This window comes from Trichococcus sp., from assembly GCF_055118575.1.
In genome coordinates, this window is record NZ_JBSQPW010000037.1 from 1 (window position 1) to 22,678 (window position 22,678).

Consider the following 22,678-nt stretch of genomic DNA (forward strand, 5'->3'; position numbering starts at 1 on the left):
GACGATTTCGCGCAAGTCAGCTTCATTATGGCAGATGCCGCCGCCGGTCCCGCCCATCGTGAAGGCTGGACGGACGATCAACGGATAGCCGATTTCCGCTGCGAAGTTCAAAGCTTCCTCGACGGTGTGGATGATGTCGCTCTCCGGAACCGGCTGATTCAATTCCGCCATCAATTGACGGAACAGATCGCGGTCTTCGGCTTGTTGGATAGAAGTCAGTTTCGTGCCAAGCAACTCGACATTGAATTCCTCCAGGATGCCGGCTTCGTCCAATTCCACAGCCATGTTCAAGCCGGTCTGGCCGCCCAATGTCGGCAGCAAGGCATCCGGACGTTCTTTGCGGATGATGTTCGCGATGAACTCTAGCGTCAATGGTTCCATATAGACTTTATCAGCGATCTCAACGTCCGTCATGATTGTGGCTGGATTGGAATTGACTAGAATGACTTTGTATCCTTCTTCCCTTAAGGCTACGCATGCCTGCGTACCGGCATAGTCAAATTCCGCGGCTTGGCCGATGATGATAGGTCCCGAGCCGATCACTAGGACCGTCTTGATATCTGTTCGTTTAGGCATGTTTTGCCGTCCTTTCTTTATGCTTCAATTGTTTGAAAAACTTCATCCATTACTTCAACAGCCTTGTCGATTTCTGCACGCGTCACGTTCAGCGGCGGCAGGAAGCGCAATACTGTATCGTGCGTACAGTTGATGATGACGCCTTTTTCAAAGCACTTCGCGACGATGTCGGTGCCTTTCATGGCCAATTCCATCCCGAGCAGCAGGCCTTTGCCGCGCACATCGAGGATGAAGTCGTATTTTTCTTTGAATGCGACTAATTTCGCTTCGAAGTAGCTGCCCATTTCATTGACGTTGTTCAGGATATGCTCGTCTTCGATTGCTTGGATGGTTGCGACAGCCGCCGCACAGACAAGCGGATTGCCACCGAAAGTCGAACCATGGTCACCCGGTTTGAAGTGAGAAGCGACAAAATCCTTCGCCAGCAGCGCGCCGATCGGAACGCCATTCCCTAAAGCCTTCGCCAAGGTCATCACATCCGGCTCCACACCATAGCTTTCGTAAGCGAACAGCTTGCCGGTGCGGCCCATCCCAGTTTGGACTTCATCGAAGATCAACAGGATATCCTTCTCGTCGCAGAGTGCGCGCACTTGCTGCAGGTATGCCTGATCACCCACGTAGACGCCGCCTTCTCCTTGAATCGGCTCCAACAGGATTGCGCATGTCTTTTCTGTAACTTTGGCGGCTAAAGCCTCAAAGTCATTGAAAGGAACATAGTGGAACCCTTCCAGGAACGGATCGTAATCTTTATGGAATTGCTTTTGGCCGGTCGCCGTCAACGTCGCCAACGTACGTCCGTGGAAGGAATTGTCTGCAGTGATGATTTCATAGCAGCCTTCTCCGTGGACTTCGCGGCCGTATTTGCGCGCCAATTTGATGGCCCCTTCATTGGCTTCCGCCCCACTGTTGCCGAAAAAGACTTTATCCAAAACAGAATTCGTGATCAATTTTTCCGCCAATAGCACTTGCGGCTCAATCCAGTAAAAGTTCGAGCAGTGGACCAGTTTCGCCGCCTGCTCCGCTATCGCAGCCGTCACTTTCGGATGGTTATGCCCTAAAGCGTTCACGGCGATGCCAGCCAGTAAATCCAGATATTCCTTGCCGTCCGCATCCTTCAGGTAGCTGCCTTGTCCTTCGACCATGCAGATTGCGCCGCGGTTGAAGGTATTCATCAAGTAGGCTTGCCCTTTTGTTTTTATTTCTTCATTCGTCATTCTTTATACCCCTTCCTTATCGCGATCGATCATCGTGCCGATTCCTTCGTCAAAAAAGACTTCCAACAAAATCGAGTGGCGCAGACGGCCGTCGATGATGTGGGCACCCGCAACGCCGCCCTTCAAAGCATCGATGCAGCAGTCCACTTTCGGTACCATCCCGCCTGAGATGATCCCTTCCGCTTCCAGCGCTTCGATGTCTTCGAGCGTGATGCGCGAGATGAGGGAATCCTTATCGTGATAATCACGGAAGATTCCTTCCACATCGGTCAGCAGGATGAATTTGTTTGCCTGAACAGCCTTCGCCACAGCACCGGCGACATAATCGGCATTGATGTTGTAGCTCATCCCGTCCTGGCCCATTCCGATTGAGGAAATGACCGGGATATAGCCGCTGTACATGAGTGCCTCCAGCATTTCCTTGTTGACCGCTTCGACTTCACCGACATAGCCGATGTCAATTTTTTCGCCGTTCTTTTCCAGAAATTTCTTGCGCGCCTGGATCAGATTGCCGTCTTTGCCCGACAAACCGATGCCTTTGCCGCCAATCTGGTTCAACGTTCCGACGATATCCTTGTTGACTTTGCCAGCCAACACCATTTCGACGACTTCCATCGTCTGTTTGTCGGTCACACGCAGGCCTTGTTCAAAGTGGCTCTCTATCTGTAGTTTTTTCAGCATGTCATTGATGGCCGGACCGCCGCCGTGGACGAGGATCGGATGCATCCCCACCGATTTCATAAGCAGAATGTCCTGCATGACAGCTTTTTTCAACTCTTCATTGATCATCGCATTGCCGCCGTATTTGATGACGATAATCTTATCGCGGAGACGATTGACGTAAGGCAATGCTTCGACCAGCATTTCGGCTTTTTCACAATTACTCTTATTCGTATTCATCCCGCTCAGCTCCTGTAATCCGCATTGATTTTCACGTAGTCGTAAGAGAAGTCGCAAGTCCATGTGCTGGCGGCCTCTGTTCCCAAATGCAGATCGATCAGAATGTTGATCTCATCCGCTTCCAGTATTTTTTTCGCAAGCTCTTCGTCAAAGACGACACCCATCCCCGCTTCGCAGAGCTGGATTTCGCCGTTCTTGCTTGAGAAGGCGATGTCGATCACATCAGGATCGAAATATTCCGTTTCCGCATAACCGGCAGCCGTGATGACACGTCCCCAGTTGGCATCCTCGCCGAACATCGCCGTTTTCACAAGACTCGAAGTCGCAACCGATTTGCCGATCGAAACGGCGTCAGCCATCGTCTTCGCTCCGGAAACCAGCACCTCGACAAATTTCGTCGCCCCTTCGCCGTCCTTGACCAAAAGCTGCGCCAGTTGGGAACAGATGGACAGGACAGCCGCTTCGACCTCGGCATAGCCGGCATCTTCAGTGGAGGCGATCAACGGATTGTCGAGCTTGCCCGTAGCTGCGACAAAGACGGAATCATTCGTGCTCGTGTCCCCATCAACGGTGGCGTGGTTGAATGTGGCATCCGCGGCTTTCAGCAACATCGCATGCAAGGCTGTTTGGCCGATTGCGACATCAGTTGTTATATAGCCCAGCATCGTGCCAAGGTTCGGATGGATCATCCCGGAACCTTTGACCATTCCACCGATGGTAGCCGTTTTGCCGCCGACTTCAAAAGTGAAGCTGACTTCTTTCGGAACCGTATCCGTGGTCATGATCGCCTTGCTGGCTGCAGCGCCGCCAAATTCGGAAAGCTCCGGCGCGATCGCCTGGACGCCTTTTTTCATCGTCTCCATGTTCATGAACATCCCGATGACGCCTGTCGAAGACACCAGCACCTCTTCCGGTTGGATGTTCAGTTCTGCCGAAAGCAGCTTCACGGTCTCTTCCACATCGGCTTTGCCTTGTTTGCCTGTACAGGCGTTCGCGTTGCCGCTGTTGATCAGGATCGCCTTGAAGCGGTCATGTTGCTGCAGGGCCAGTTGATCGTACTGGACCGGAGCGGCTTTGACTTTATTTTTGGTGAAGACACCCGCAACTGTGGCCCCATCCGGGAAATACAAAAGCGCCATATCCTTTTTACGTTTTTTGAAACCGGCGTGGATCCCTGCGGCCTGCACGCCTGCAGCGGCAGTCACACCGCTTTTATGTAATTTCTTTATCATTTCGTCCGTTTCCTCCTTCAGTCTTCCGTTCTTACGGGAAAAGCCCAATCATCTGTAATCCTGTCGTTTCAGCAAGCCCGAACATCAAATTCATGTTTTGCACGGCTTGGCCGGCAGCACCCTTCATCAAGTTGTCGATGACTGACACGATGATGACCCGGCCTGTACGTTCGTCGTAGGTCATACCCAATTGGCAGTTGTTCGTGCCTTTTACTGATTTCGTCATCGGCCACATGCCTGCAGGCAGAACCTGCACAAACGGTTCGTCGGCGTAAGCTTCCTCAAAAAGGGCCTGGATTTCGGCTGCTGTCGTCTGCTCTTTGACGGTCGCGTAGATGGTGCTGAGGATGCCTCGACTCATCGGTACCAGATGCGGAGTAAATTGGATCATTGTCTCCGTTCCGACCATCTCCGTCAGCAACTGCTCGATTTCTGGTGTGTGGCGGTGGTGCGCTACACCATAGGCTTTGAAGCTGCTCTCCACCTCAGTGAAGAGGTTCGCTACGTTGCCGGCGCGTCCCGCTCCGGATGTTCCGGATTTGGAATCGCAGACGATGCTGTTCGGCATAACCCAGCCTTTTTTCATTAATGGCATCAATCCCAAGAGGATGCTTGTCACAAAGCAGCCCGGATTGGCGATGACGGTTGCATCCTTGATCGTGTCGCGGTTCCATTCGGGCAGACCGTAGACGGCTTCCTCCAAAAGTTCCGGCTCGGTGTGCGCAACTTTGTACCATTCTTCATAGACGGCTGCGTCCTTCAAGCGGAAATCGGCTCCCAGATCGATGACTTTTTTGCCTTTTTCTTTGGCTTTCTTGGCTATCGGCAAAGCGTGTCCATGCGGCAAAGCCACAAAGATCACATCACTGTCCGTCGTCACTTGTTCCAGATCCAATTCTTCACAAGTGTGATCGACGTTCCCCAACAGGTGTGGAAAAAGATGCTGGATCTTTTGACCCGCGTACGTGCGGGAGGTCAGATGATCCAAGACCACATCCTCGCGCAATCCCAATAATCGGACTAATTCCACCCCCGTGTAACCTGTTGCTCCAATGATACTGACATGAATCATACTTCCCATCCTCCTCTAGTAATTTATAGTAAAAGCAGGCCGAGCCCCTTTTACAAAGTTTTACAGATATACAAAAAAACTTCCGTGCCTATACCAAACCAAATAGATTGATTCAGTATAGGGACGAAAGTTCGTGGTGCCACCCTTATTTTCCGTCTATGCGCGCACAGACAGACTCAAGTATTGCTACTTTTGCGATAACGGGGCAACCGGATTAAACTTTATGGTTCACATTCAGCTTATCAACTCAAAGTTCCTTTTCATCCATCGCGGTTGACCTTGCTTCCACCCTCCAAGGTTCGCTTCACTGTGCAAATGGATTACTCTTCTTGTCAAAGTTTTTGTTTGTGTTAGATGTTGTTTGATATTTTCATTAAATTTATCATCTGTTTTTCACTTTGTCAATCAAACTTTTGGAATAAATAAATTTCCTAAGGTCGCAGCCATGATTGCCTTGATGGAATGCATGCGATTTTCAGCTTGTTCAAACTGAAGACCGTGCTTGCTGCGGAAGGCGGCGTCGGTCACTTCCATCTCGTGCATGCCGAATGTATCGGCAATTTCCTGGCCATACTGTGTTTTGGTGTCATGGAAAGCAGGTAGGCAGTGCAGCAGGATTACATCATCATTGCCGGTCTTCTCGATCATCTCCATGTTGATCTGATAAGGTGTCAATAATTCGATGCGCTCCGCAAATTTATCCTCTTCACCCATCGATACCCATACATCTGTGTAAAGGACATCAGCGGCTTTTACGCCCTTGGCCACATCAGCCGTGATTTCGATTTTGCTGCCGCTCTTTTCAGCGAATTTCTGTGCCATTTCGACCAATTCATCGGTAGGGAACAGTGATTCCGGCGCGCAAATCGTGACATTGACGCCCAGGATAGCACCGGTCACCAGCAGACTGTTGGCGACATTGTTGCGGCCATCTCCTACATAGACCAACTTAAGTCCGGCCAGCTTGCCGAAATGCTCTTTGACCGTCAGGAAGTCGGCGATCATTTGGGTCGGATGCCATTCGTCTGTCAAACCGTTCCATACCGGCACACCGGCATATTTAGCCAGATCCTCGACGGTTTTTTGGCTGAAACCGCGGAATTCGATGCCGTCGAACATGCTGCCGAGCACTTTAGCAGTGTCTTCAACGGATTCCTTTTTACCCAACTGGATATCATTTTTCCCAAGATATTCAGGATGCGCACCAAGATCGATGGCAGCCACCGTGAACGCGGCTCTTGTGCGTGTCGATGCCTTTTCGAAAAGCAGCGCAATATTCTTTCCTTCCAGATAACGGTGTGGAATGTTCCGTTTCTTCAGGTCCTTCAGATGCGCCGAAAAATCGATCAGATACTCCAATTCTTCCCTGGTGAAATCTTTTTCCGCCAATAAGCTTCTTCCTTGAAATACTTGTTCCAAATTCTGCCATCCCCTTTTAATTTTATTCTCACGATCACTCTTCCGAACGATGGTTTTCACTTCAATATGCAACTATATGTTGGACTCATTTTATACCCAATTCTAATGAATTACAAACTATATTTTAATCATTCGGCAAGTCGGCTAGGGCTGGACACTTGTTTGCGAAACTTTTATTTGACAATAGTACGGATTGGGATTATCCTAGAGACAACTTAATTGAATAGTCTTCAGGGACGGGTGCAAATCCCTACCGGTGGTAAAGCCCACGAGCCGTAAGGCAGATTCGGTTAAATTCCGAAGCCGACAGTCAGAGTCTGGATGAGAGAAGACAAAAACCATTTATCGAATGGCACACTACGTTTATTTGTCGTACAAATAACGCTTATTCGCCATTCGTTCATGAATCGGAATGTCAATCCCTGGGTGTAGTGTATACCCAGGGATTTTTTGGCCTTATTTAACTGGCCTTCCTTTGTCGAGCCCTGAAGCAGAACTGTTCAGGGCTCTTTATTTTGGAAATGGGAGGCACACAAAGATGCAAGATAAGGATACATACTTTATGCAAATGGCGCTGGAACTTGCCGAGAAAGGCCGCGGTGCCGTTGCGCCGAATCCGATGGTTGGCGCCATCATTGTCAAGGACGGACGCATCATCGGCGCCGGCTACCATGAAAAATTCGGCGAAGGCCATGCCGAAGTGAATGCTATCCGCTCAGCGACGGAAGATGTGGCGGGCGCAACCATCTATGTGACGTTGGAGCCCTGCTCCCATTACGGCAAAACGCCGCCCTGCTCCGACAAAATCATCGAAAAGAAGATCGGTCGGGTCGTCATCGCGGCTTTGGATCCGAATCCGTTGGTCTCCGGCCGCGGCGTCAAGAAACTGCAGGCTGCCGGCATCGAAGTGGTGACAGGCATCTTGGCCGAAGAAAGCAGCCGTTTGAATGAAATATTCATGAAATACATTGTCGCTAAAGAACCATTCGTCGTCATGAAAGCAGCGATGTCACTGGACGGAAAGATCGCGACCCGGACCGGCGAATCGCAATGGATCACCGGCCCGGCCGCAAGGGAACGCGTGCACCAACTGCGCAGCGCGCTGAGCGGCATCATGGTCGGTGTCCAGACCGTCATCACGGACGATCCGCAACTGACCTCCCGCATTCCGGGAGGAAAAAATCCGCTGCGGATCATCGTTGACAGCACCTTGCTTATCCCGTTGGAAGCAAAGGTACTCCAGAATCAGGAGCTTGCCAAGACAATCATCGCAACAACCGAACGGGCGGACCGCAACAAGGCAGCCCTGCTCGAGGCAGCCGGGATCGAGCTTTTGACTGTACCCGCAAAGGATGGCCGGACCGATCTGAAAGTTCTGATGAGAGCCCTCGGGGAGCGCGGTATCGACAGCATCCTGCTGGAAGGCGGCGCGACTTTGAACTTTTCTGCACTGCAGGCGAATATCGTCGACAAGGTGCAAGTCTACATCGCCCCGAAACTGATCGGCGGCGAAACGGCCAAGACACCTGTCGGCGGAGAAGGCATCGAGAAACTGAGCCAGGCTTTCGGCGTGCTCGATCTGAAAGCCAGTAGCGTCGGGGAAGACATCCTCTTGGAAGGGTACCTTGCCAAGAACGAATAACAGAGGAAAGTAGGAGGGAATTCATGTTCACTGGAATCATCGAAGAAGTCGGCACCTTAAAAGGCATCCGCCATGGCCAAAAGTCCTCCATCGTCACTGTCGGAGGGAAAAAAGTGCTGGCCGGGACAAAAATCGGCGACAGCATTTCCACCAACGGCGTCTGCCTGACGGTCACGAAGCTGCACAAGGATGGCTTCGATGCGGACGTCATGCCGGAAACGCTGCAACGCTCCAATCTTGGCGCCCTGCAGCTCGGTGGGCGCGTCAATCTGGAACGCGCCCTGCAGCTCGATACCCGCTTGGGCGGGCACATCGTCAGCGGCCACATCGACGGGACCGGCTCGATCAAGGAATACCGCAAGGACGATAATGCGGTCTGGATCACCGTCTCAGCCGAACCCGAGCTGCTCCGCTACATCATTGAAAAAGGCTCAATCGCCATCGATGGCGTCAGTCTGACGGTCGCGACGGTCGATAGCCATTCATTCCAGGTATCCATCATTCCCCACACTGGAGCAGAAACGATCCTACTCGAGAAGAAATTGGGCGACACGGTCAACCTGGAATGCGACATCATCGGAAAATACGTCGAAAAGCTGTTGGGATTGAGCCCACAGGCACAAACGAAACAAAACAATTTATCTGAAGCCTTCCTGAAAGAGAACGGCTTCTTCTGAAAGAAATAAGGAGGGAAACCCACATGTTCAATACATCCGAAGAAATCATCGCGGACATCAAAGCCGGTAAGATCATTGTGCTGGTGGATGACGAGGACCGCGAAAATGAAGGCGACCTGATCTGCGCAGCGGAATTCGCGACGCCGGAAAACATCAACTTCATGGCCATCTACGCGAAAGGCTTGATCTGCATGCCGATGGATCGGGCACTCACCGAAAAATTGGTGCTGACGCCTATGGTCGACCGCAACACCGATAACCACGGGACAGCCTTCACCGTCGCCATCGACCATGTCGAGACGACGACCGGCATTTCCGCCTTCGAACGTTCTTTGACGGTCATGAAGGCCGTGGAGGATGACGCCCAGCCTGAGGATTTCCGCAGACCCGGCCATATTTTCCCACTGAAAGCAGTGGACAACGGCGTGCTCGCGCGCAACGGCCACACCGAAGCCACTGTCGACTTGGCACGTCTGGCCGGATTGAAGCCGGCAGGTCTCTGCTGCGAAATCATGGCGGATGACGGCAATATGATGCGCACCGACGAACTGATCGTTTTTGCGCATCAGCATGACCTGAAAATCGGCACCATCGCCGACTTGATTGCCTACCGCAAAGAAAATGAGCAGCTTTACAAACACGAAGGCAAAGCCAAACTGCCTACCAAATACGGTGAATTCGACATCTACACTTACGTGAACACCATCGACGCAGATGAGCACCACGTTGCCTTGGTCATGGGCGATGTCACGACGGAAGAACCCGTTCTGGTGCGCGTCCACTCGGAATGCCTGACTGGCGATGTCTTCGGTTCGAAACGCTGCGACTGCGGCCAGCAACTGGATGCAGCCATGAAGCAAATCGCTGAAGAGGGGCGCGGGGTTTTGGTCTATTTGCGTCAAGAAGGTCGCGGCATCGGTCTCGTCAACAAAATCCATGCTTATGCCCTGCAGGATCAAGGTTACGATACCGTTGACGCCAACCTGCAGCTGGGTTTCCCAAGCGATCTGCGCGAATACTACATGGCAGACGAAATGCTGCAGGACTTGGGCGTGAAGGAAATACGCTTGCTGACGAACAACCCGCTTAAGATAGAAGGATTGAAGAAGCACGGCTTGAAAGTCATCGAACGGATTCCGATCCAATTGGAGATTTTTGATGAAACACAACGCTACATGGAAACAAAGAAACAAAAGATGGGCCATTACTTGGATTTATAAAAAATAAAACAACCAAACAGGAGGAAAACAAAATGAACATCATCGAAGGACAATTAATTGCACAGGATTTAAAAATCGCAATCGTGGTGGCACGTTTCAACGAATTCATCGGATCAAAATTGGTGGGCGGCGCTTTGGACGGTTTGAAACGCCATGGCGTGGCTGAAGAAGCAATCGACTTGGCATGGGTGCCAGGCGCGTACGAAATCCCATTGGTAGCGCAAAAAATGGCGGCTTCTGGAAAATATGATGCAGTCATCACTTTGGGTGCTGTCATCAAGGGCGCAACGGCGCATTTCGATTACGTCTGTTCGGAAGTATCCAAAGGTGTAGCGACAGCCTCAATGACTACGGGCGTTCCGGTCATCTTCGGCGTCCTGACGACCGACACAATCGAACAAGCCATCGAGCGCGCCGGCACGAAAGCGGGCAACAAAGGCTATGACTGTGCCGTATCCGCTATCGAAATGGCCAATCTGCTCAAAAACCTATAAAAGTTTATGGGAAAACTAAAGTTCGAAGGAATCCGCACCGTCATCCTCGACTACGACGGCACGATCCATGACAGCACCCGGAATTACATTCACGCTTTCGAGCAAGCCTATGCTTTTCTTGTTGAAGCCGGCCACGCCGCTCCAAGAGATTGGGCAGATGCGGAAATCACGAAATGGCTGGGCTACAGCAGCAAAGCCATGTGGGAAAATTTCATGCCGGATCTGGATGAAGAAATCCGAGCGCATGCTTCAAAAATGATCGGACAGATTCTGTTCGAAAAAGCCCAGACCGGCCAGGCTGTCCTTTATCCGGGCGCCCTGGAGACGCTGCAGGCATTGAAGGAGAAAGGCTATCGCTTGGTCTTTTTGAGCAACTGCAGCCGGGCCTACATGGAAGCGCACCGGGAAAGCTTCAACTTGGACCGCTATTTCGACGGCATGTACTGTACGGAAGATTTCGACTTCATCCCGAAATATGAAATCTTCGAATCGATCCAAGCCGTTTTTCCCGGCGGCTATCTGATTGTGGGCGACCGTTTCCAGGATATCGAGGTCGCCGAGCATCATCCCGTCCGCACAGTGGGCTGCCGCTACGGCTTCGGTTTCCCCGGGGAACTGGACTCGGCGGACATGCTGATCGGCGATATCCGCGAATTGAATGACTTGCTTTAAGCGCAGAAAGAGGCCGGGATTTTGTCCCGGCCTCTTTTTGCGCTTTGCGAATATTAGGTGGCTCTTGCGAATAGCCGACATAAGTAGGGTTCGTCGGCTATTTGCAAAAGCGCGGATGGTTATCAGCCGACATATACGGAATTCCTCGACTGTTCGCAAGAACGCGCCTGACGAACAGCCGACGAGCCAACCGATCGCTTCACTACCGTTATCCCTTCTGATCCGGAACACTTGCCTTCAACCGGTCCAATAACCGATAAAGCAGCTCGCGGTTGCCCGCGGGTATCGGCTGCTTCCGGATTTTGGCTGCCGTCTGCGTATAGGCGCTCCCGTCCAGGAAGGCCGCATCGTTTTGGAGAATGCTTTCGATGCTCTCCTGCGTGGACTCGAAATGGAATTGCAGGCCGATCACATTCCCTTGATAGACAAAGCCTTGATTCGGGCAGACATCGCTTGCGAACAGGCGCTCCGCTCCTTCCGGCAAGCCGAACTGCTCCCCGTGCCAATGGAACACGACCAGTTCAGCCGGCAGGTCACCGAGCATAGCTATATCTGTCGTTCGGATCGGCAGCCAGCCCGCTTCCCGGTATTCCCCCTGAAAAATATCGGCACCCAAAGCTTTGGCGATCTGCTGTCCGCCAAGGCAGACGCCGAACACCGGCTTGCCTTGGCGGATGAACGCGCGGATGAGTTCCCTTTCCTCCTCCAGCCAAGGCAGTTCATCCAAAACACTCATGGGACCGCCCAATATCACCAGGAAATCCGTTTCCTCGGCTTTCGGCAAAGTCTCCCCCAGAAATAGGCGGTATAACTTATATTCATTTCCGGTCTGTCGGCACCAATTCTCGATTTCCGCCGGTCCTTCAAAATCCACGTGCTGCAGAATAGCGATTTTCATGCTGATCCTCCTCAAAATTGTTTATTTCCATCATAAACCAACCGCTCGCAACCGCCATCCATCACCGCGTTATTGAGTGCAGATGCGGGTAGAGAATGTTATGATAGACCTATAGAAAACACTTGATCCAAAGCCATTTCCGAAGGGAGCAAGCACCATGAGAAACCTGGACAAAGAAATTGCGATCATCCAAAAATTCAAAGCCGAACACCCGAACAAAGCCTACAAACTCTACATCGAGACCAGCGACGACTTCGACTTCCATGACGAAACCGAAAGCGAAGACTACATCGCAGTCCTCATTGCCGAACTGGAGACCGAATCGCCTGCAGAAAACCCGTTCTTGGAGGGCACATCCGCCTATACCTGGGATGCCGAATATGTCATCTACATCGACAAACCCACCACCGCCGACCGGGAACTGATTACGAAACTCTACTATGACGAACTGCTCCAATATGTCTGAAGGGATTCATCCTTCAGGCATTTTTCTCGTCTCTTCTTTTTCGGCGGCTTCATCCTGTGTACTCTTGGAAACGGCAGTCTCATCCAGCTTCACCATATCACTGACTTCCCCGTTTGGTTCTTGTTTTTTTGACGCACGCAATACCTTCTCCACGAGCAGTTTGACCAGTCGATCCAGCTCAACCATCACGATCTCTCCTTGCGTTTTTTAATCAATGTCTTTTAACGATACTTTTTGCTTACCATCTTGATCAAAATTATTATCATTTAGCCATTTTTCAAATTTTTTCTTTTTTGATGGCCACTCTTTATCAAGTATTGAATACCAATCAGTATCTCGATTTCTATTTTTATAAACGACAGCCTGTCTGAAAGTTCCCTCGAATGTGAATCCTAGACGTTCTGCCGCTTTTTTGGATGGGACATTTAAGCTATCACATTTCCACTCATATCTTCTGTATTGTAATTCTTCGAATACATATTTCATTACAAGATACTGAGCTTCCGTGGCTTTTTTTGATTTTTTTAACAAGGATGAATAAACCACCCAGCCCATTTCGACAACTCTGTTTTTGCTGTCAATTCTCATTAATGAGAATGTACCAATAGCTTTGTTGGTACTATTATCAACAATTGCAAGATGGTACGGATCTGAGGAGGCAATAAGTTTCTTGAAAAAAGCACTAAATTCATTACTATTCTTAAATTGGTTAAGAGGCACATAAGTTAAATTTTCTGGGGAAGATGCTGGACCATAGACCTCATAAAGATCCTCAAAATGTTTCATACCTAATTTTTCGACGGTTACTTCCTTACCTTTAATCAATTTAAGACTTGGTAGCTTACCTTCACAAAAATTTACTAATTCATCACCTATGGGTTGACCAAATTCATTGTATTGCATAATTTTCAGCCTCCATCCTTATATTCTTCGCTCAACGATTCCAACTGCGGAAGTTGGTTTAGGGATATTTACCGATCGGAAATACAAATATTTTGCAACAAAATATAACAAAAATTTGTTATTAGTATATCATATCGAAAATGGATAATAAAGGAGGAACCGGCTATAGATTATAAACAAATAGCAAAACAAACAGCTGGTAAACTTTCATTGATCCACTCTTTCCTAGTACTAAAATCCTTTTTATTATTTGTTCAGCCTCTCCCGCCCACTGATACAAAGGCTCTTGCCGCTTCATGACCACATAAAACAGCCTCCGGAAGTCCGCGTGATATGGACTTCCGGAGACTGTTCATTTTTTCGAGGGCAAGCCGATCAGTCGTTCAGGGACTGCTCGGACAGCCATTGCATCAACGTGATTGTTTCGCCGTTGATTTCTGTGGTTACTTCATTGTTGTGGACATAGACCCAAGAGAAATGGCCATTGTATTCATAAGGCGTGCCATCCGCATTCGTGTAGAGACCGGAAGTGTCCACGACATTATCAAACAAGGTCATGTACACATCTGCATCAGCTGCAACCAGGCGATTATAGGTGGGCACCGTATTGAGCGCTGGGGGAAGCACCACATCGTTTGCGGCGGCAATGAACCAGATCGGCGTCTGCGCCAGATTCTGGATGTCCGCATCCGAAATCAAGCTATCATTCAAGCCTTCGCAGACAGGGAAAGCAGCAGCAAAGTAGCCAGGGTAATCCCGCGCCATCAGCATCGTCATGTAGCCGCCGTTGGAAGGTCCGCCGATATAGATGCGGTCCGTATCGACATCAGGATTGTTGGCGACGTACTCCTCAATCAGCGCCATCAAAGCATCTTCGTACTTGGAAGTTCCGTCCGCTGTTCCGCTGATGCCATCCATCCAGAAGGTCGGTGTCTGCGGAGCCAGGACGTAAGCCCCGTCAAAGTAGGACTGTATCTCATCCGTGGCCAAAGCAGTCGCTTTATTGGCCGCTAAAGGAATCGTTGCATCCGTTCCGCCTTCCCCGCCTCCGTGCAGCCAGATGATCAACGGATTTTCCTGGTTGTCCTGTGCTGGGCTGTAGTCGGCATAAGTCAGCGTGACGCCATCAAAGGTCGATGCGCCGATTTCGAAATCTTCAATGATTTCCTTCGTCGTTCCGGCGAATTCCGTGACGACCAGACCGGATACGGTACCTGCCGGCGTTTCGATTGCCGTCTGCTGCGTGATGGTGTAGGCGTTCGTCGTCCAATCATTGCGCCCGGTTGCCACCTGATAATTCAAAGCAGCGCTCAAGGCCAAAGTCGGGCCGTATTCCATTTCCAGCACCGCATATTTGCCTGTCTGTACGGCCGGATTGCCGTCCTTATCGGCTACATAAGCGTTAGTGACGTTCACAGTGCCCTCACCCAGCAAAGACGGAGTCAAACGGCTGTCGCTTCTTGAGACAGCGACGCTGAACGTATCCGTCGACACGGATCCAACCGGCACCGGTCTGCCCAAGTCCACGATGATCTTCGTCACGGTTGCGCCCCAGTCCTTCACTTCGATAACCGTTTCATAGGAAGACGGTTGTGTCTTCAACTCTTTTGCCGAAACCGAATCCGCCGTTGCGAACAGCCCTCCCAAAACCACTGCGCTCAAGGCCGTTACTTTAGCCATTCTTTTTACTCTACCCATCATATTCTTTTTCCTCCCGATCTATTTGTTTTTTTATTGAAATCCCTCAGAAATTGGGTTTCTTGTCATTTTGGGTCCGCCAGTATCTGTCCTTTGTTACACTAAGGCACTGTCCAATTCGGAGGCTTCCGCTTGCTGCTGCGCTTCCACTTCCTGTTTATAAGCAGCTTTGTCCATGACTTTGAAGAACGGCAGATAGACGAAGTAGCTCACAGCGATCATAAGTGCTTGATAGATAGCCCATCTCCAGCCGCCCGCCATCAATCCGTTGATGATAACAGGAACACCCAACGGTACCGCGATACCCGGCAACATCGGCAGGATACCGGTCAGCATGCCCAGATACGAAGTAACGGCGATGATCAAAGGCACCAGGATGAATGGGATAGCCAAGGTGAAGTTCATGATGATCGGCATCCCGAAGATGATCGGTTCATTGATACCGCAGATGTTCGGAATCAGGCTTAATTTGCCGAGGACACGGTATTGCTCCGATTTCGCGCGCAACATTGCCATCGCCAAGCCCAATGTAGCGCCTGAACCCATGAAAACGACCATACCGAACATGCTTCCGGAAACAATATTCGGGATTTCCAAACCGGCATTATAAGCAGCCAGATTTTCCGTCCCAAGCGGTGTCCAGATCGGCATGAATACACTGTAGACAACCATCGCGCCGTGTACGCCCACTAACCACAAAATCTGTGCAGCGAACATCGCGACCAACAAAGCGGTAAAGCTTCCACCCAGTTTTGTCAATGGTGCAGCCACTACTGAAAAGATGAATGAGTGGATATCTGCATAGGCTGTCAATGTCATCACGTAACGGATTGCCAATGCGATGACCGCCAGTACCAAGCCCGGCACTAAACCGGAGAAGGATTTGGATACGGTAGGCGGTACGCCATCCGGCATCTTGATGACCCAACCTTTTATTTTGAAAATGGTATAAACCTTAGCGGACAATAAAGCGACAATAAAGGCAGTAAACAGTCCCGGTGCGCCCATCCAGGTAGCAGGCAGCGAGGCCAATGTGTTCGCTTCGGAATAATTGAACGGTGTCACAATCAGAAAACTCATCAAGGCCAGGATTCCGGCTGGAGTACCGTCGATATCATAAGACTCCGCAAATTTGGCGGCGATCAAATAGACAACATATATGGCCAGAAGATTTGTTGTGATTTCGGAAGGAATGACCGTAATCGCTTTCAATCCTGTGTTTACCAAAAATTCCTGGTACCCAGCAACAGGGAAACTGTTCACTAAACTACCCAAGGCACCTACAATCGTGATCGGCATCGCTGACATCAGCCCGTTTGTGATTGCGCTTATGTATTTGTTGTTTTGGATCGCACCCGCACCACGTTGTAAACTCATCTGTACATTTGAAAAATCAGCCATCTTTTTCAGCCCCCTATTAATTTAATAAATTCAAAGCATCCGCCAACACTTTTTTGCCGTTCATCATGCCGTAATCCATCGACGGAATCGTGGCGATTGCCACCGGATGATCCCTGTATTTCTTTTTGAAGCTTTCTTCCTTATAGCCAACTTGCGGCCCCAGCAACAGGATGTCGATGTTCTTGATCAGCTTGTCAACTTTCCCTTCCGCCGTGGCATCGATCGTAATCTCCATTCCTTTTTCCTTTGCCGCATCCTTCATCCGTTCGACCAGCATGCTGGTCGAAAAGCCTCCGGCACAGGCCAACATAATATTCAGTGTCATGCGATCCCCTCCTGGCTCATTTTGTGTGTACGGAACAAATGGACTTCTTCCCTCAACTGGATCAGATGCTCCGCCAAATCTCTCACGGTCATGGCGTTCATCACATGATCCTGGGCATGGACCATCAAAAGCGTCGTGCTGGTCGGTTTCCCTCTGATTTCTTCTTGGATAATCGTAGTCTGCAGATCATGCGCTTTGTTCAATGAAATCCTGGCCTCCCCCATCAGCTGGTCGGCTTCCGTAAACTCGCCCTTTTCGGCGGCCTGGATGGCTTTCATGCTGAACGCGCGGGCATCTCCCCCATGGATGATCAGCTGCATGATTATTTTCTCCTCGTCTTCCAAATGAATCCCTCCTGTTCGCTTATGCTTTCACTTATTTATATGCAAAAAGCGTGCCAACACACATCAAGCGGATGCCAACGCGCAACAAAAAAATCTGTGTCGCCGAAACGACACAGATTTTTAGTTATTCTTTGCTTGTGTGTCAGCCGTTCGCTGTGTAGGACACACTTCTGGCCAGATAAGCATAGGCGACATGGTTCAGCATGTCCTCGTTGATGGTCCCGAGATGGTCCCGGAAATAGTCGAGAAAAAGATGCTTGATCTTAGGAACGATGTATTTGTCCTGAGGAAACGAAACCATCCCTTTTTCGAAGCGCGGAATCTGTTCCTTGCGCTTGATTTTCCGCAGCATGCCGATGATATGGAAGGAGAGGCCGATCTTATCGCTCACGAACAGGGACGGGCTCATCATTTCGTTCACTTCATCATTGAATCGGTAGATGCTGGAGAGGAGCACTTCGATCTCGGGCATATCGTAATATTTCAGTATCGTTTCCTTGATCGAACGGTACGTATAGATTTCATCGATGCAGTCCTGGATCCGCTGCAGTCCCGCCCGGTTCATGACCGTATATAGCTCAAAGGTCGGATACTCCGTCTTGACCGCAAACGTGCTGATGACACAGATGATTTCATATTCCTTCGCCAATTCCTGCAGCCGCGCATAAATGCTCTCCTTGCCGACCAGATTGATCGGCACGATCATGATCTCCTTTTCTTCGAAGGAAATCTCCTTGCGGATGATGTCACGGATTGTCACGGCAGTCCCCTCGCCGGTCAGGCAGATCGAAATGATCGCTAACGGTCGGAAATGGAATGAATCGGTGGCTTGCGGCCGCGCTTTCGGCTGCTGAACTTGTTTCAATGCCTTCCCGTGCTGATAGATGGCCATGTAGTCGTTCACTTTAAGCGTTTCGACGTAGACCTCACGCAGACTGCAGCCGATCATCGCTTTTCTGCTTGCCTCGAGCACATGCATCGTGCTCACCAATGGGATGGACTCCGCCTTCAGAGGGAATAGTTTCTCCAATTCCCCCGCAAAAGTTGTCAGGCTGCCCATATCCACCAACAGCAGGATATCGTCCGTGATCTGATGGTTTTTGATGTACCGGACCACTCTTTCGAACACTTGCTGGGGCTCTTCATCCAAGCGCGCATTGATCCCGATAGCGCCTTCGTGGTTCAGCAGTTGGTTCGCCGTATCGCAAAGCGCCGTAGCGATTCCCGATCCGTGCGCAATCACAATGACCTGCACTTTCGCCAATCTTTCGATCGCATCCATTTCATCATGCGTCAGGAACATAATGAAGTAACTCGCTTCCTCCTCAGGGATGCGCACACCCAGATCCGCTTCCAAAATGGCCATGCATTCTTTCGCAACGCCGTACATCTCCGGATATTTATCGATGATCGCTTCATGCATATCGTTCTTCAGCACATGATCCTGTTGGCTGCGCTTCACAAGGTTGTAGATATGGATCGCCATCATCTGGAACACCTTATCGCTCATCACCTTGCCGGTCTTGATCGTGACATGACGGAGGATTTTTTCCAGTTCCTTGATGATGTTCTCCGGCACGAGCGCAATCAGGTTTTCTTTGTTGCAGAAGAGTTGTTCCTTTTCCCCTGTCAATTTGAAGTAGGTCTTCAGGTCGTGTTCCATCGCCCTCTGGATCTCTTCGGCGCTGGCTTTTTTCTTTTCCAACTCCCGATAGCGTGTGTTCATCTCCCGATAAATCGTGCTTTCGTTCGGCGCACTGTCCAATTCCGGAACGCTGGCATCGGATGGGAGATATTGGATCACCTGTTTGTTCGTCCCCTCATATTTCGACCACATCAGACGGTGTTCCGCATTGTTGAGCAGACCCGCACGGATATGATCCGGCAGATCTTTGCTGCTGACTTTCAAACAATCCGCTTTTTCAGCCAAGGAGCGGGCATAGCTTTTCGCAAAAGCAATCCGGATATCCGCCTTGAATTGCCCGATGTTCAGTTCACATTTGTAATGCAGAAAGGCCTTCAGCGCATTCTTACTGAAATACATCGGCACACCCAACTGATCGACTTCCTGCTGGACGAATGCATCAAACAGCTGATGACGTTCCTCGATTGATCTTTCCCTCAAACTCGGCAGATCGATGATGATCGGCAGTCTGCGGATGAATGTCTTCAGTAGCGTGTCCTTCTTTTCGGTCGTCGCGCCGATGATCAGGACTTGGGCGTGGTGATCCTTGTCGGTTTCCCCAAGCGGCCGGAAAACACCGCGATCGATATAAGTGAAAAGCATCTCCTGCCCTTCGATCGGCAAGCGGTGGATCTCATCAAGGAAAAGGATGCCCCCATTCGCCTTTTCAAGAAGTCCCGTTTTGCTCGTTTCCGCACCCGTGTATGCCCCTTTTGTGTGTCCAAAAAGTTGGCTCATCAACAGCTGCGGGTTGTGCGCATAATCGGCACAGTTGAATTGGATGAAGGGGGAAGACTCCGTCAGCTTCCCCGACTGGATGCCGTATTTATGCAGCAGATCAGCAAACAATGATTTGCCGACACCGGTTTCCCCCAGCAACAGCATATGCATCCCATCGCCAGGATAGAGGATGGCGGCCTTCCCTTGCTCAATCTGATGGAAAAGGCTGGGATTCTTCTTCAGAAAGTTTTCCATATCCACGATTTTCGGGATTTCCGTCGGTGCCGCAGCCGCTCCGGAAACCTTGCGCGCGCAAGGGAAAAATCGTACCGGTCGGGTCTTCTCTTTGTAGCAGCGTTTCTCTTTATGCAGCTGGTTCAGATCGCGCGAAATGTTGCTTCTGTCGCTTTTCAATCTATAGGCGATTTCCTCGGCTGTGACCCCTTGTTTTTTTTCCTCATAAATCATGCCCAAAGCCTCGAGCACTTTTTCAATCCTTTGCAAATATCATCACCCCTTGGCAAACGTTTACATCCTATTCACAATCGTACCATATTTTGCGCATGAACGAATAAAAATATATTCAATCTGTGTAATTGTTTGTGGCGCCGAGCCAAAGCAAAAAATGCACAGATACTTTTCCCCGCGGATGCTATATAATGAGCCTTATATTCCAAATCACAAGGGAGAGTTGCGAGTGATCAGTCTATTATTGGTAAGGAAAATTATCCAGTTGTTCCTCATCATGATTTTGGGTTATCTGCTGGTCAAGCTGAAAGTTTTGAAGTCAGAAGAAAGTGTGGTCCTGTCGAAAATATCGCTGTATCTGGTGATGCCTGCCGTCATACTCACTGCCTTTCAGGTCGACTTCAAGCCGGAAATCCAGGAAGGCTTACTGCTGGCCTTTGTCGCGGCGGTCGCCATCCACATACTGCTGCTCCTGATCGGGCATGGCTCAGGTAAACTATTCAAGTTTGAGGAAATCGATGTCGCATCCATCATCTATTCCAATGCGGGCAATCTGATCATCCCCATCATAACGGCCGTTCTGGGCAATGAATGGGTCATCTATTCCACCGCGTTTGTGTCCGTACAATTGATTTTTCTCTGGACGCACTGCAAATTGATGTTCTCAAAAGAGAAGACACCGAACATACGGAAAATCATTCTGAACGTCAACATGATCGCCATTTTTGTAGGCGTCCTATCCATGCTGTCAGGAATCCGCCTGCCGGCTATGCTCAATGAAACAATGGGGTCAGTCGGCGCCATGATCGGACCACTGGGCATGCTGATCACAGGCATGATCGTTGCCGGAATGGACCTGAAACAGATATTCACAAGCAAAAAAGTTTATGTGATCACTTTTTATCGGATGATCCTTTGCCCCGCCATCATTCTGCTGCTGCTGAAACTCAGCAATGCCGGCAGTTTAGTTGATAACGGCGTGGAAATATTGCTGATCACCTTCTTGGCGACTGTCACTCCCGCGGCATCCACCGTTACGCAATTCGCCCAGGTGCATAACAAAGATGCGGAGTATGCAGGAGCGATCAATATCATGACCACGCTGGTATGCATCGTGACCATGCCTATCTTTGTCATCCTGTACTTCTTATAAAGCAAAAAAATCCTTGGAAACAGTGAAGTAAATTTCTTCAATGTTCCAAGGATTTTTTTAATATATATGCGGGTGCGACCAATAGAATATCACGCAATCATTCACCGCGTTTGATGGGCCAGGATTTTCTGAGCTAACGCATCAGAAATAATATGTGCGGATGGACGCTTAGAAGTTTGTTCGATGTATCCACCCACTCTTAATCTATCCAATGACTGATTCACTTTATATCTGGTGTTCTTAACGTGAAGCTCAAATTCTTTATCCATCAATTCCGTTTTGAATATCCATGACTGGCACAAAATATATAAAATACTGGTGTCCAGTTCATTCTCAAAATCAAATTCCGTTATCATATCCCATGAATTTCCCAACAATTCACTGCTGTTGTTCAGTTCCTCGAGTAATTTCAATTGTCCTTCATACACTATCTTTAGCATGTGATAGACAAACATCGTCCCTTCGCCCATATTATGTTTATTTGATGTAATAGAAAAAGCATCATAGTACTTATTTTTAGTATCGCTTATCATATGGGAAAAGCTGATGGCCGTCAGTGGATCTAATTTTTGGGCCAAATATCTGCAAGTGATATATCTGCCTGTCCGTCCGTTGCCATCATAGAACGGGTGAATATATTCAAAAAAATAGTGGGATAACATAATTTTAATCAAGAACGGAATGTCTTTCGCATTTATGAAGGAAATGAACTTACTCAAATCCGTTATTATAGTGTCTTCCGTATGGTTTCCTACGTGAACGACTCCCCTATTTCCATGTACTTCCACACCTTCCGCCCTGAATAATTCACCATCAAGCTTATCTTTTTCTTCAATTTCTTCAGAAACCAAGGTGTCATAAATCTCTCTGATTTCTTTCACATCACCTATGGGATGTAAGTCTTCGTAATACAAAGAATAGTATTGTTTCACAATTCCTTTGAAGCGACTATTTTCTTTTTTGTTCAGAGTAACCATCTTGATGGCATCCCCTACCTCTTTCCGTGTGATTCTTACACCTTCCATTTCATTAGTACTCATAATTTCATCCGTCAATACTTTATTATAAAATTGTTTTTTCGCAACCTCAGGGAGCCGATCCGATAACTTGTTTATGGTATTCGCATTATCCATTATGTATTCTTGCAACATGGTCAGCTCATTATTGTTCACCACAAACAGACTATAAGTAGGTGATAGCCTTATTCCTCTCTCTATGGGATGAATTTCTAGATTTGTATGATACGTACTGTGGCTGGATATCCTCATTTGGTATTCTTTCTCATATTCGTCAATGCTGCCATACCGGATGACACTTAAAGGCTTGTATTTTTTCATAAAAGATACTCCCTCTCATGCTTCTGTTTAATAAATAGTACCATTTTTTCGAAATAGGTCAATTTTTTTTCCTAATTAATTTAAAAAAGGCCGTTTTTTCATTTTAAATATATATCTCTCTATCCTATTTCAAAAAAGCGTCATTTTTTATTTTCTGGTATTC

22 protein-coding genes, 1 riboswitch and 1 other annotated feature are annotated in these 22,678 nt (G+C 49.2%); of the genes, 7 read left to right on the forward strand and 15 right to left on the reverse strand.

Annotation, left to right across the window (positions count from 1 at the left end):
• From ACTCCX_RS10410 to argF, 6 genes are all read right to left on the reverse strand, one after another.
• On the reverse strand, positions 1-576 hold a 576-nt coding region (locus ACTCCX_RS10410; RefSeq protein ID WP_463275932.1), incomplete at its 3' end, for a carbamoyl phosphate synthase preATP-grasp domain-containing protein.
• A gap of 17 nt (positions 577-593) precedes the next feature.
• The gene (locus tag ACTCCX_RS10415) at positions 594-1,790 is read right to left on the reverse strand and encodes an acetylornithine transaminase (RefSeq protein ID WP_463275933.1); all 1,197 of its coding nucleotides are present in this window, start codon (positions 1,788-1,790) and stop codon (positions 594-596) included.
• 3 nt (positions 1,791-1,793) lie between these two features.
• Positions 1,794-2,690 carry an acetylglutamate kinase gene (argB, locus tag ACTCCX_RS10420; RefSeq protein WP_463275934.1) on the reverse strand — a complete coding sequence of 299 codons (897 nt, stop codon included), beginning with the start codon at positions 2,688-2,690 and terminating at the stop codon, positions 1,794-1,796.
• A gap of 5 nt (positions 2,691-2,695) precedes the next feature.
• Complete coding sequence (argJ, locus tag ACTCCX_RS10425) at positions 2,696-3,922, reverse strand: bifunctional glutamate N-acetyltransferase/amino-acid acetyltransferase ArgJ (protein ID WP_463275935.1); 1,227 nt, start codon at positions 3,920-3,922, stop codon at positions 2,696-2,698.
• Positions 3,923-3,953: 31 nt separating this feature from the next.
• The gene (argC, locus tag ACTCCX_RS10430) at positions 3,954-4,994 is read right to left on the reverse strand and encodes an N-acetyl-gamma-glutamyl-phosphate reductase (RefSeq protein ID WP_463275936.1); all 1,041 of its coding nucleotides are present in this window, start codon (positions 4,992-4,994) and stop codon (positions 3,954-3,956) included.
• A 116-nt stretch (positions 4,995-5,110) separates the two neighbouring features.
• Positions 5,111-5,339: a binding site (T-box leader), on the reverse strand.
• A 60-nt stretch (positions 5,340-5,399) separates the two neighbouring features.
• On the reverse strand, positions 5,400-6,413 hold the full coding sequence (gene argF, locus ACTCCX_RS10435) for an ornithine carbamoyltransferase (RefSeq protein ID WP_463275937.1): 1,014 nt from the start codon (positions 6,411-6,413) through the stop codon (positions 5,400-5,402).
• 222 nt (positions 6,414-6,635) lie between these two features.
• Positions 6,636-6,750, forward strand: a riboswitch (FMN riboswitch).
• Between the two features lie 201 nt (positions 6,751-6,951).
• Here argF and ribD point away from each other — a divergent pair.
• The 5 genes from ribD to ACTCCX_RS10460 are packed head-to-tail and all read left to right on the forward strand — an operon-like array spanning position 6,952 to position 11,118.
• Positions 6,952-8,055 carry a bifunctional diaminohydroxyphosphoribosylaminopyrimidine deaminase/5-amino-6-(5-phosphoribosylamino)uracil reductase RibD gene (ribD, locus tag ACTCCX_RS10440; RefSeq protein WP_463275938.1) on the forward strand — a complete coding sequence of 368 codons (1,104 nt, stop codon included), beginning with the start codon at positions 6,952-6,954 and terminating at the stop codon, positions 8,053-8,055.
• 23 nt (positions 8,056-8,078) lie between these two features.
• Positions 8,079-8,732, forward strand: a complete 654-nt coding sequence (locus ACTCCX_RS10445; RefSeq protein ID WP_463275939.1) for a riboflavin synthase — start codon at positions 8,079-8,081, stop codon at positions 8,730-8,732.
• A 23-nt stretch (positions 8,733-8,755) separates the two neighbouring features.
• Positions 8,756-9,952, forward strand: a complete 1,197-nt coding sequence (locus tag ACTCCX_RS10450; RefSeq protein WP_463275940.1) for a bifunctional 3,4-dihydroxy-2-butanone-4-phosphate synthase/GTP cyclohydrolase II — start codon at positions 8,756-8,758, stop codon at positions 9,950-9,952.
• A gap of 32 nt (positions 9,953-9,984) precedes the next feature.
• On the forward strand, positions 9,985-10,446 hold the full coding sequence (gene ribH / locus ACTCCX_RS10455; RefSeq protein WP_463275941.1) for a 6,7-dimethyl-8-ribityllumazine synthase: 462 nt from the start codon (positions 9,985-9,987) through the stop codon (positions 10,444-10,446).
• 6 nt (positions 10,447-10,452) lie between these two features.
• A complete protein-coding gene (locus ACTCCX_RS10460) occupies positions 10,453-11,118 on the forward strand; it encodes an HAD family hydrolase (protein ID WP_463275942.1) in 666 nt (221 codons plus the stop codon).
• Between the two features lie 208 nt (positions 11,119-11,326).
• On the opposite strand, the gene ACTCCX_RS10465 is transcribed toward ACTCCX_RS10460, so the two are convergent.
• A complete protein-coding gene (locus ACTCCX_RS10465) occupies positions 11,327-12,016 on the reverse strand; it encodes a type 1 glutamine amidotransferase (protein WP_463275943.1) in 690 nt (229 codons plus the stop codon).
• A 157-nt stretch (positions 12,017-12,173) separates the two neighbouring features.
• Here ACTCCX_RS10465 and ACTCCX_RS10470 point away from each other — a divergent pair, with 157 nt between their 5' ends.
• Entirely contained in the window at positions 12,174-12,482 is a 309-nt protein-coding gene (locus ACTCCX_RS10470) for a hypothetical protein (protein WP_463275944.1), read from the forward strand.
• 6 nt (positions 12,483-12,488) lie between these two features.
• Here ACTCCX_RS10470 and ACTCCX_RS10475 read toward each other — a convergent pair whose 3' ends face one another.
• The 7 genes from ACTCCX_RS10475 to ACTCCX_RS10505 form a co-directional block, all read right to left on the reverse strand.
• The gene (locus ACTCCX_RS10475; RefSeq protein ID WP_463275945.1) at positions 12,489-12,668 is read right to left on the reverse strand and encodes a hypothetical protein; all 180 of its coding nucleotides are present in this window, start codon (positions 12,666-12,668) and stop codon (positions 12,489-12,491) included.
• Between the two features lie 21 nt (positions 12,669-12,689).
• On the reverse strand, positions 12,690-13,358 hold the full coding sequence (locus tag ACTCCX_RS10480; protein ID WP_463275956.1) for a GNAT family N-acetyltransferase: 669 nt from the start codon (positions 13,356-13,358) through the stop codon (positions 12,690-12,692).
• Positions 13,359-13,760: 402 nt separating this feature from the next.
• Entirely contained in the window at positions 13,761-15,086 is a 1,326-nt protein-coding gene (locus tag ACTCCX_RS10485) for a prolyl oligopeptidase family serine peptidase (protein WP_463275946.1), read from the reverse strand.
• Positions 15,087-15,179: 93 nt separating this feature from the next.
• Positions 15,180-16,484: a PTS sugar transporter subunit IIC gene (locus tag ACTCCX_RS10490; protein ID WP_463275947.1), complete on the reverse strand. Its 1,305-nt coding sequence runs from the start codon at positions 16,482-16,484 to the stop codon at positions 15,180-15,182.
• Positions 16,485-16,500: 16 nt separating this feature from the next.
• Positions 16,501-16,809, reverse strand: a complete 309-nt coding sequence (locus tag ACTCCX_RS10495) for a PTS sugar transporter subunit IIB (RefSeq protein ID WP_463275948.1) — start codon at positions 16,807-16,809, stop codon at positions 16,501-16,503.
• Complete coding sequence (locus ACTCCX_RS10500; protein WP_463275949.1) at positions 16,806-17,153, reverse strand: PTS lactose/cellobiose transporter subunit IIA; 348 nt, start codon at positions 17,151-17,153, stop codon at positions 16,806-16,808. The genes ACTCCX_RS10495 and ACTCCX_RS10500 overlap by 4 nt, the downstream gene beginning before the upstream one ends.
• 142 nt (positions 17,154-17,295) lie before the next feature.
• Entirely contained in the window at positions 17,296-20,061 is a 2,766-nt protein-coding gene (locus tag ACTCCX_RS10505; RefSeq protein WP_463275950.1) for a sigma-54-dependent transcriptional regulator, read from the reverse strand.
• A 193-nt stretch (positions 20,062-20,254) separates the two neighbouring features.
• Here ACTCCX_RS10505 and ACTCCX_RS10510 point away from each other — a divergent pair, with 193 nt between their 5' ends.
• Positions 20,255-21,178, forward strand: a complete 924-nt coding sequence (locus tag ACTCCX_RS10510; protein ID WP_463275951.1) for an AEC family transporter — start codon at positions 20,255-20,257, stop codon at positions 21,176-21,178.
• 101 nt (positions 21,179-21,279) lie between these two features.
• Here ACTCCX_RS10510 and ACTCCX_RS10515 read toward each other — a convergent pair whose 3' ends face one another.
• On the reverse strand, positions 21,280-22,515 hold the full coding sequence (locus ACTCCX_RS10515; RefSeq protein WP_463275952.1) for a Fic family protein: 1,236 nt from the start codon (positions 22,513-22,515) through the stop codon (positions 21,280-21,282).
• Positions 22,516-22,678 lie beyond the last annotated feature (163 nt).

Excerpts from the sequence above, each read along its gene's own strand:
- ACTCCX_RS10485 (WP_463275946.1), bottom strand. The coding sequence starts at position 15,086 with ATGATGGGTAGAGTAAAAAGAATGGCTAAAGTAACGGCCTTGAGCGCA.
- argB (WP_463275934.1), bottom strand. The coding sequence starts at position 2,690 with ATGAATACGAATAAGAGTAATTGTGAAAAAGCCGAAATGCTGGTCGAA.
- argC (WP_463275936.1), bottom strand. The coding sequence starts at position 4,994 with ATGATTCATGTCAGTATCATTGGAGCAACAGGTTACACGGGGGTGGAA.
- ACTCCX_RS10475 (WP_463275945.1), bottom strand. The coding sequence starts at position 12,668 with ATGGTTGAGCTGGATCGACTGGTCAAACTGCTCGTGGAGAAGGTATTG.
- ribD (WP_463275938.1), top strand. The coding sequence starts at position 6,952 with ATGCAAGATAAGGATACATACTTTATGCAAATGGCGCTGGAACTTGCC.
- ACTCCX_RS10470 (WP_463275944.1), top strand. The coding sequence starts at position 12,174 with ATGAGAAACCTGGACAAAGAAATTGCGATCATCCAAAAATTCAAAGCC.
- ribH (WP_463275941.1), top strand. The coding sequence starts at position 9,985 with ATGAACATCATCGAAGGACAATTAATTGCACAGGATTTAAAAATCGCA.
- ACTCCX_RS10415 (WP_463275933.1), bottom strand. The coding sequence starts at position 1,790 with ATGACGAATGAAGAAATAAAAACAAAAGGGCAAGCCTACTTGATGAAT.
- argJ (WP_463275935.1), bottom strand. The coding sequence starts at position 3,922 with ATGATAAAGAAATTACATAAAAGCGGTGTGACTGCCGCTGCAGGCGTG.
- ACTCCX_RS10515 (WP_463275952.1), bottom strand. The coding sequence starts at position 22,515 with ATGAAAAAATACAAGCCTTTAAGTGTCATCCGGTATGGCAGCATTGAC.
- ACTCCX_RS10490 (WP_463275947.1), bottom strand. The coding sequence starts at position 16,484 with ATGGCTGATTTTTCAAATGTACAGATGAGTTTACAACGTGGTGCGGGT.
- ACTCCX_RS10460 (WP_463275942.1), top strand. The coding sequence starts at position 10,453 with ATGGGAAAACTAAAGTTCGAAGGAATCCGCACCGTCATCCTCGACTAC.
- ACTCCX_RS10465 (WP_463275943.1), bottom strand. The coding sequence starts at position 12,016 with ATGAAAATCGCTATTCTGCAGCACGTGGATTTTGAAGGACCGGCGGAA.
- ACTCCX_RS10450 (WP_463275940.1), top strand. The coding sequence starts at position 8,756 with ATGTTCAATACATCCGAAGAAATCATCGCGGACATCAAAGCCGGTAAG.
- ACTCCX_RS10445 (WP_463275939.1), top strand. The coding sequence starts at position 8,079 with ATGTTCACTGGAATCATCGAAGAAGTCGGCACCTTAAAAGGCATCCGC.
- ACTCCX_RS10495 (WP_463275948.1), bottom strand. The coding sequence starts at position 16,809 with ATGACACTGAATATTATGTTGGCCTGTGCCGGAGGCTTTTCGACCAGC.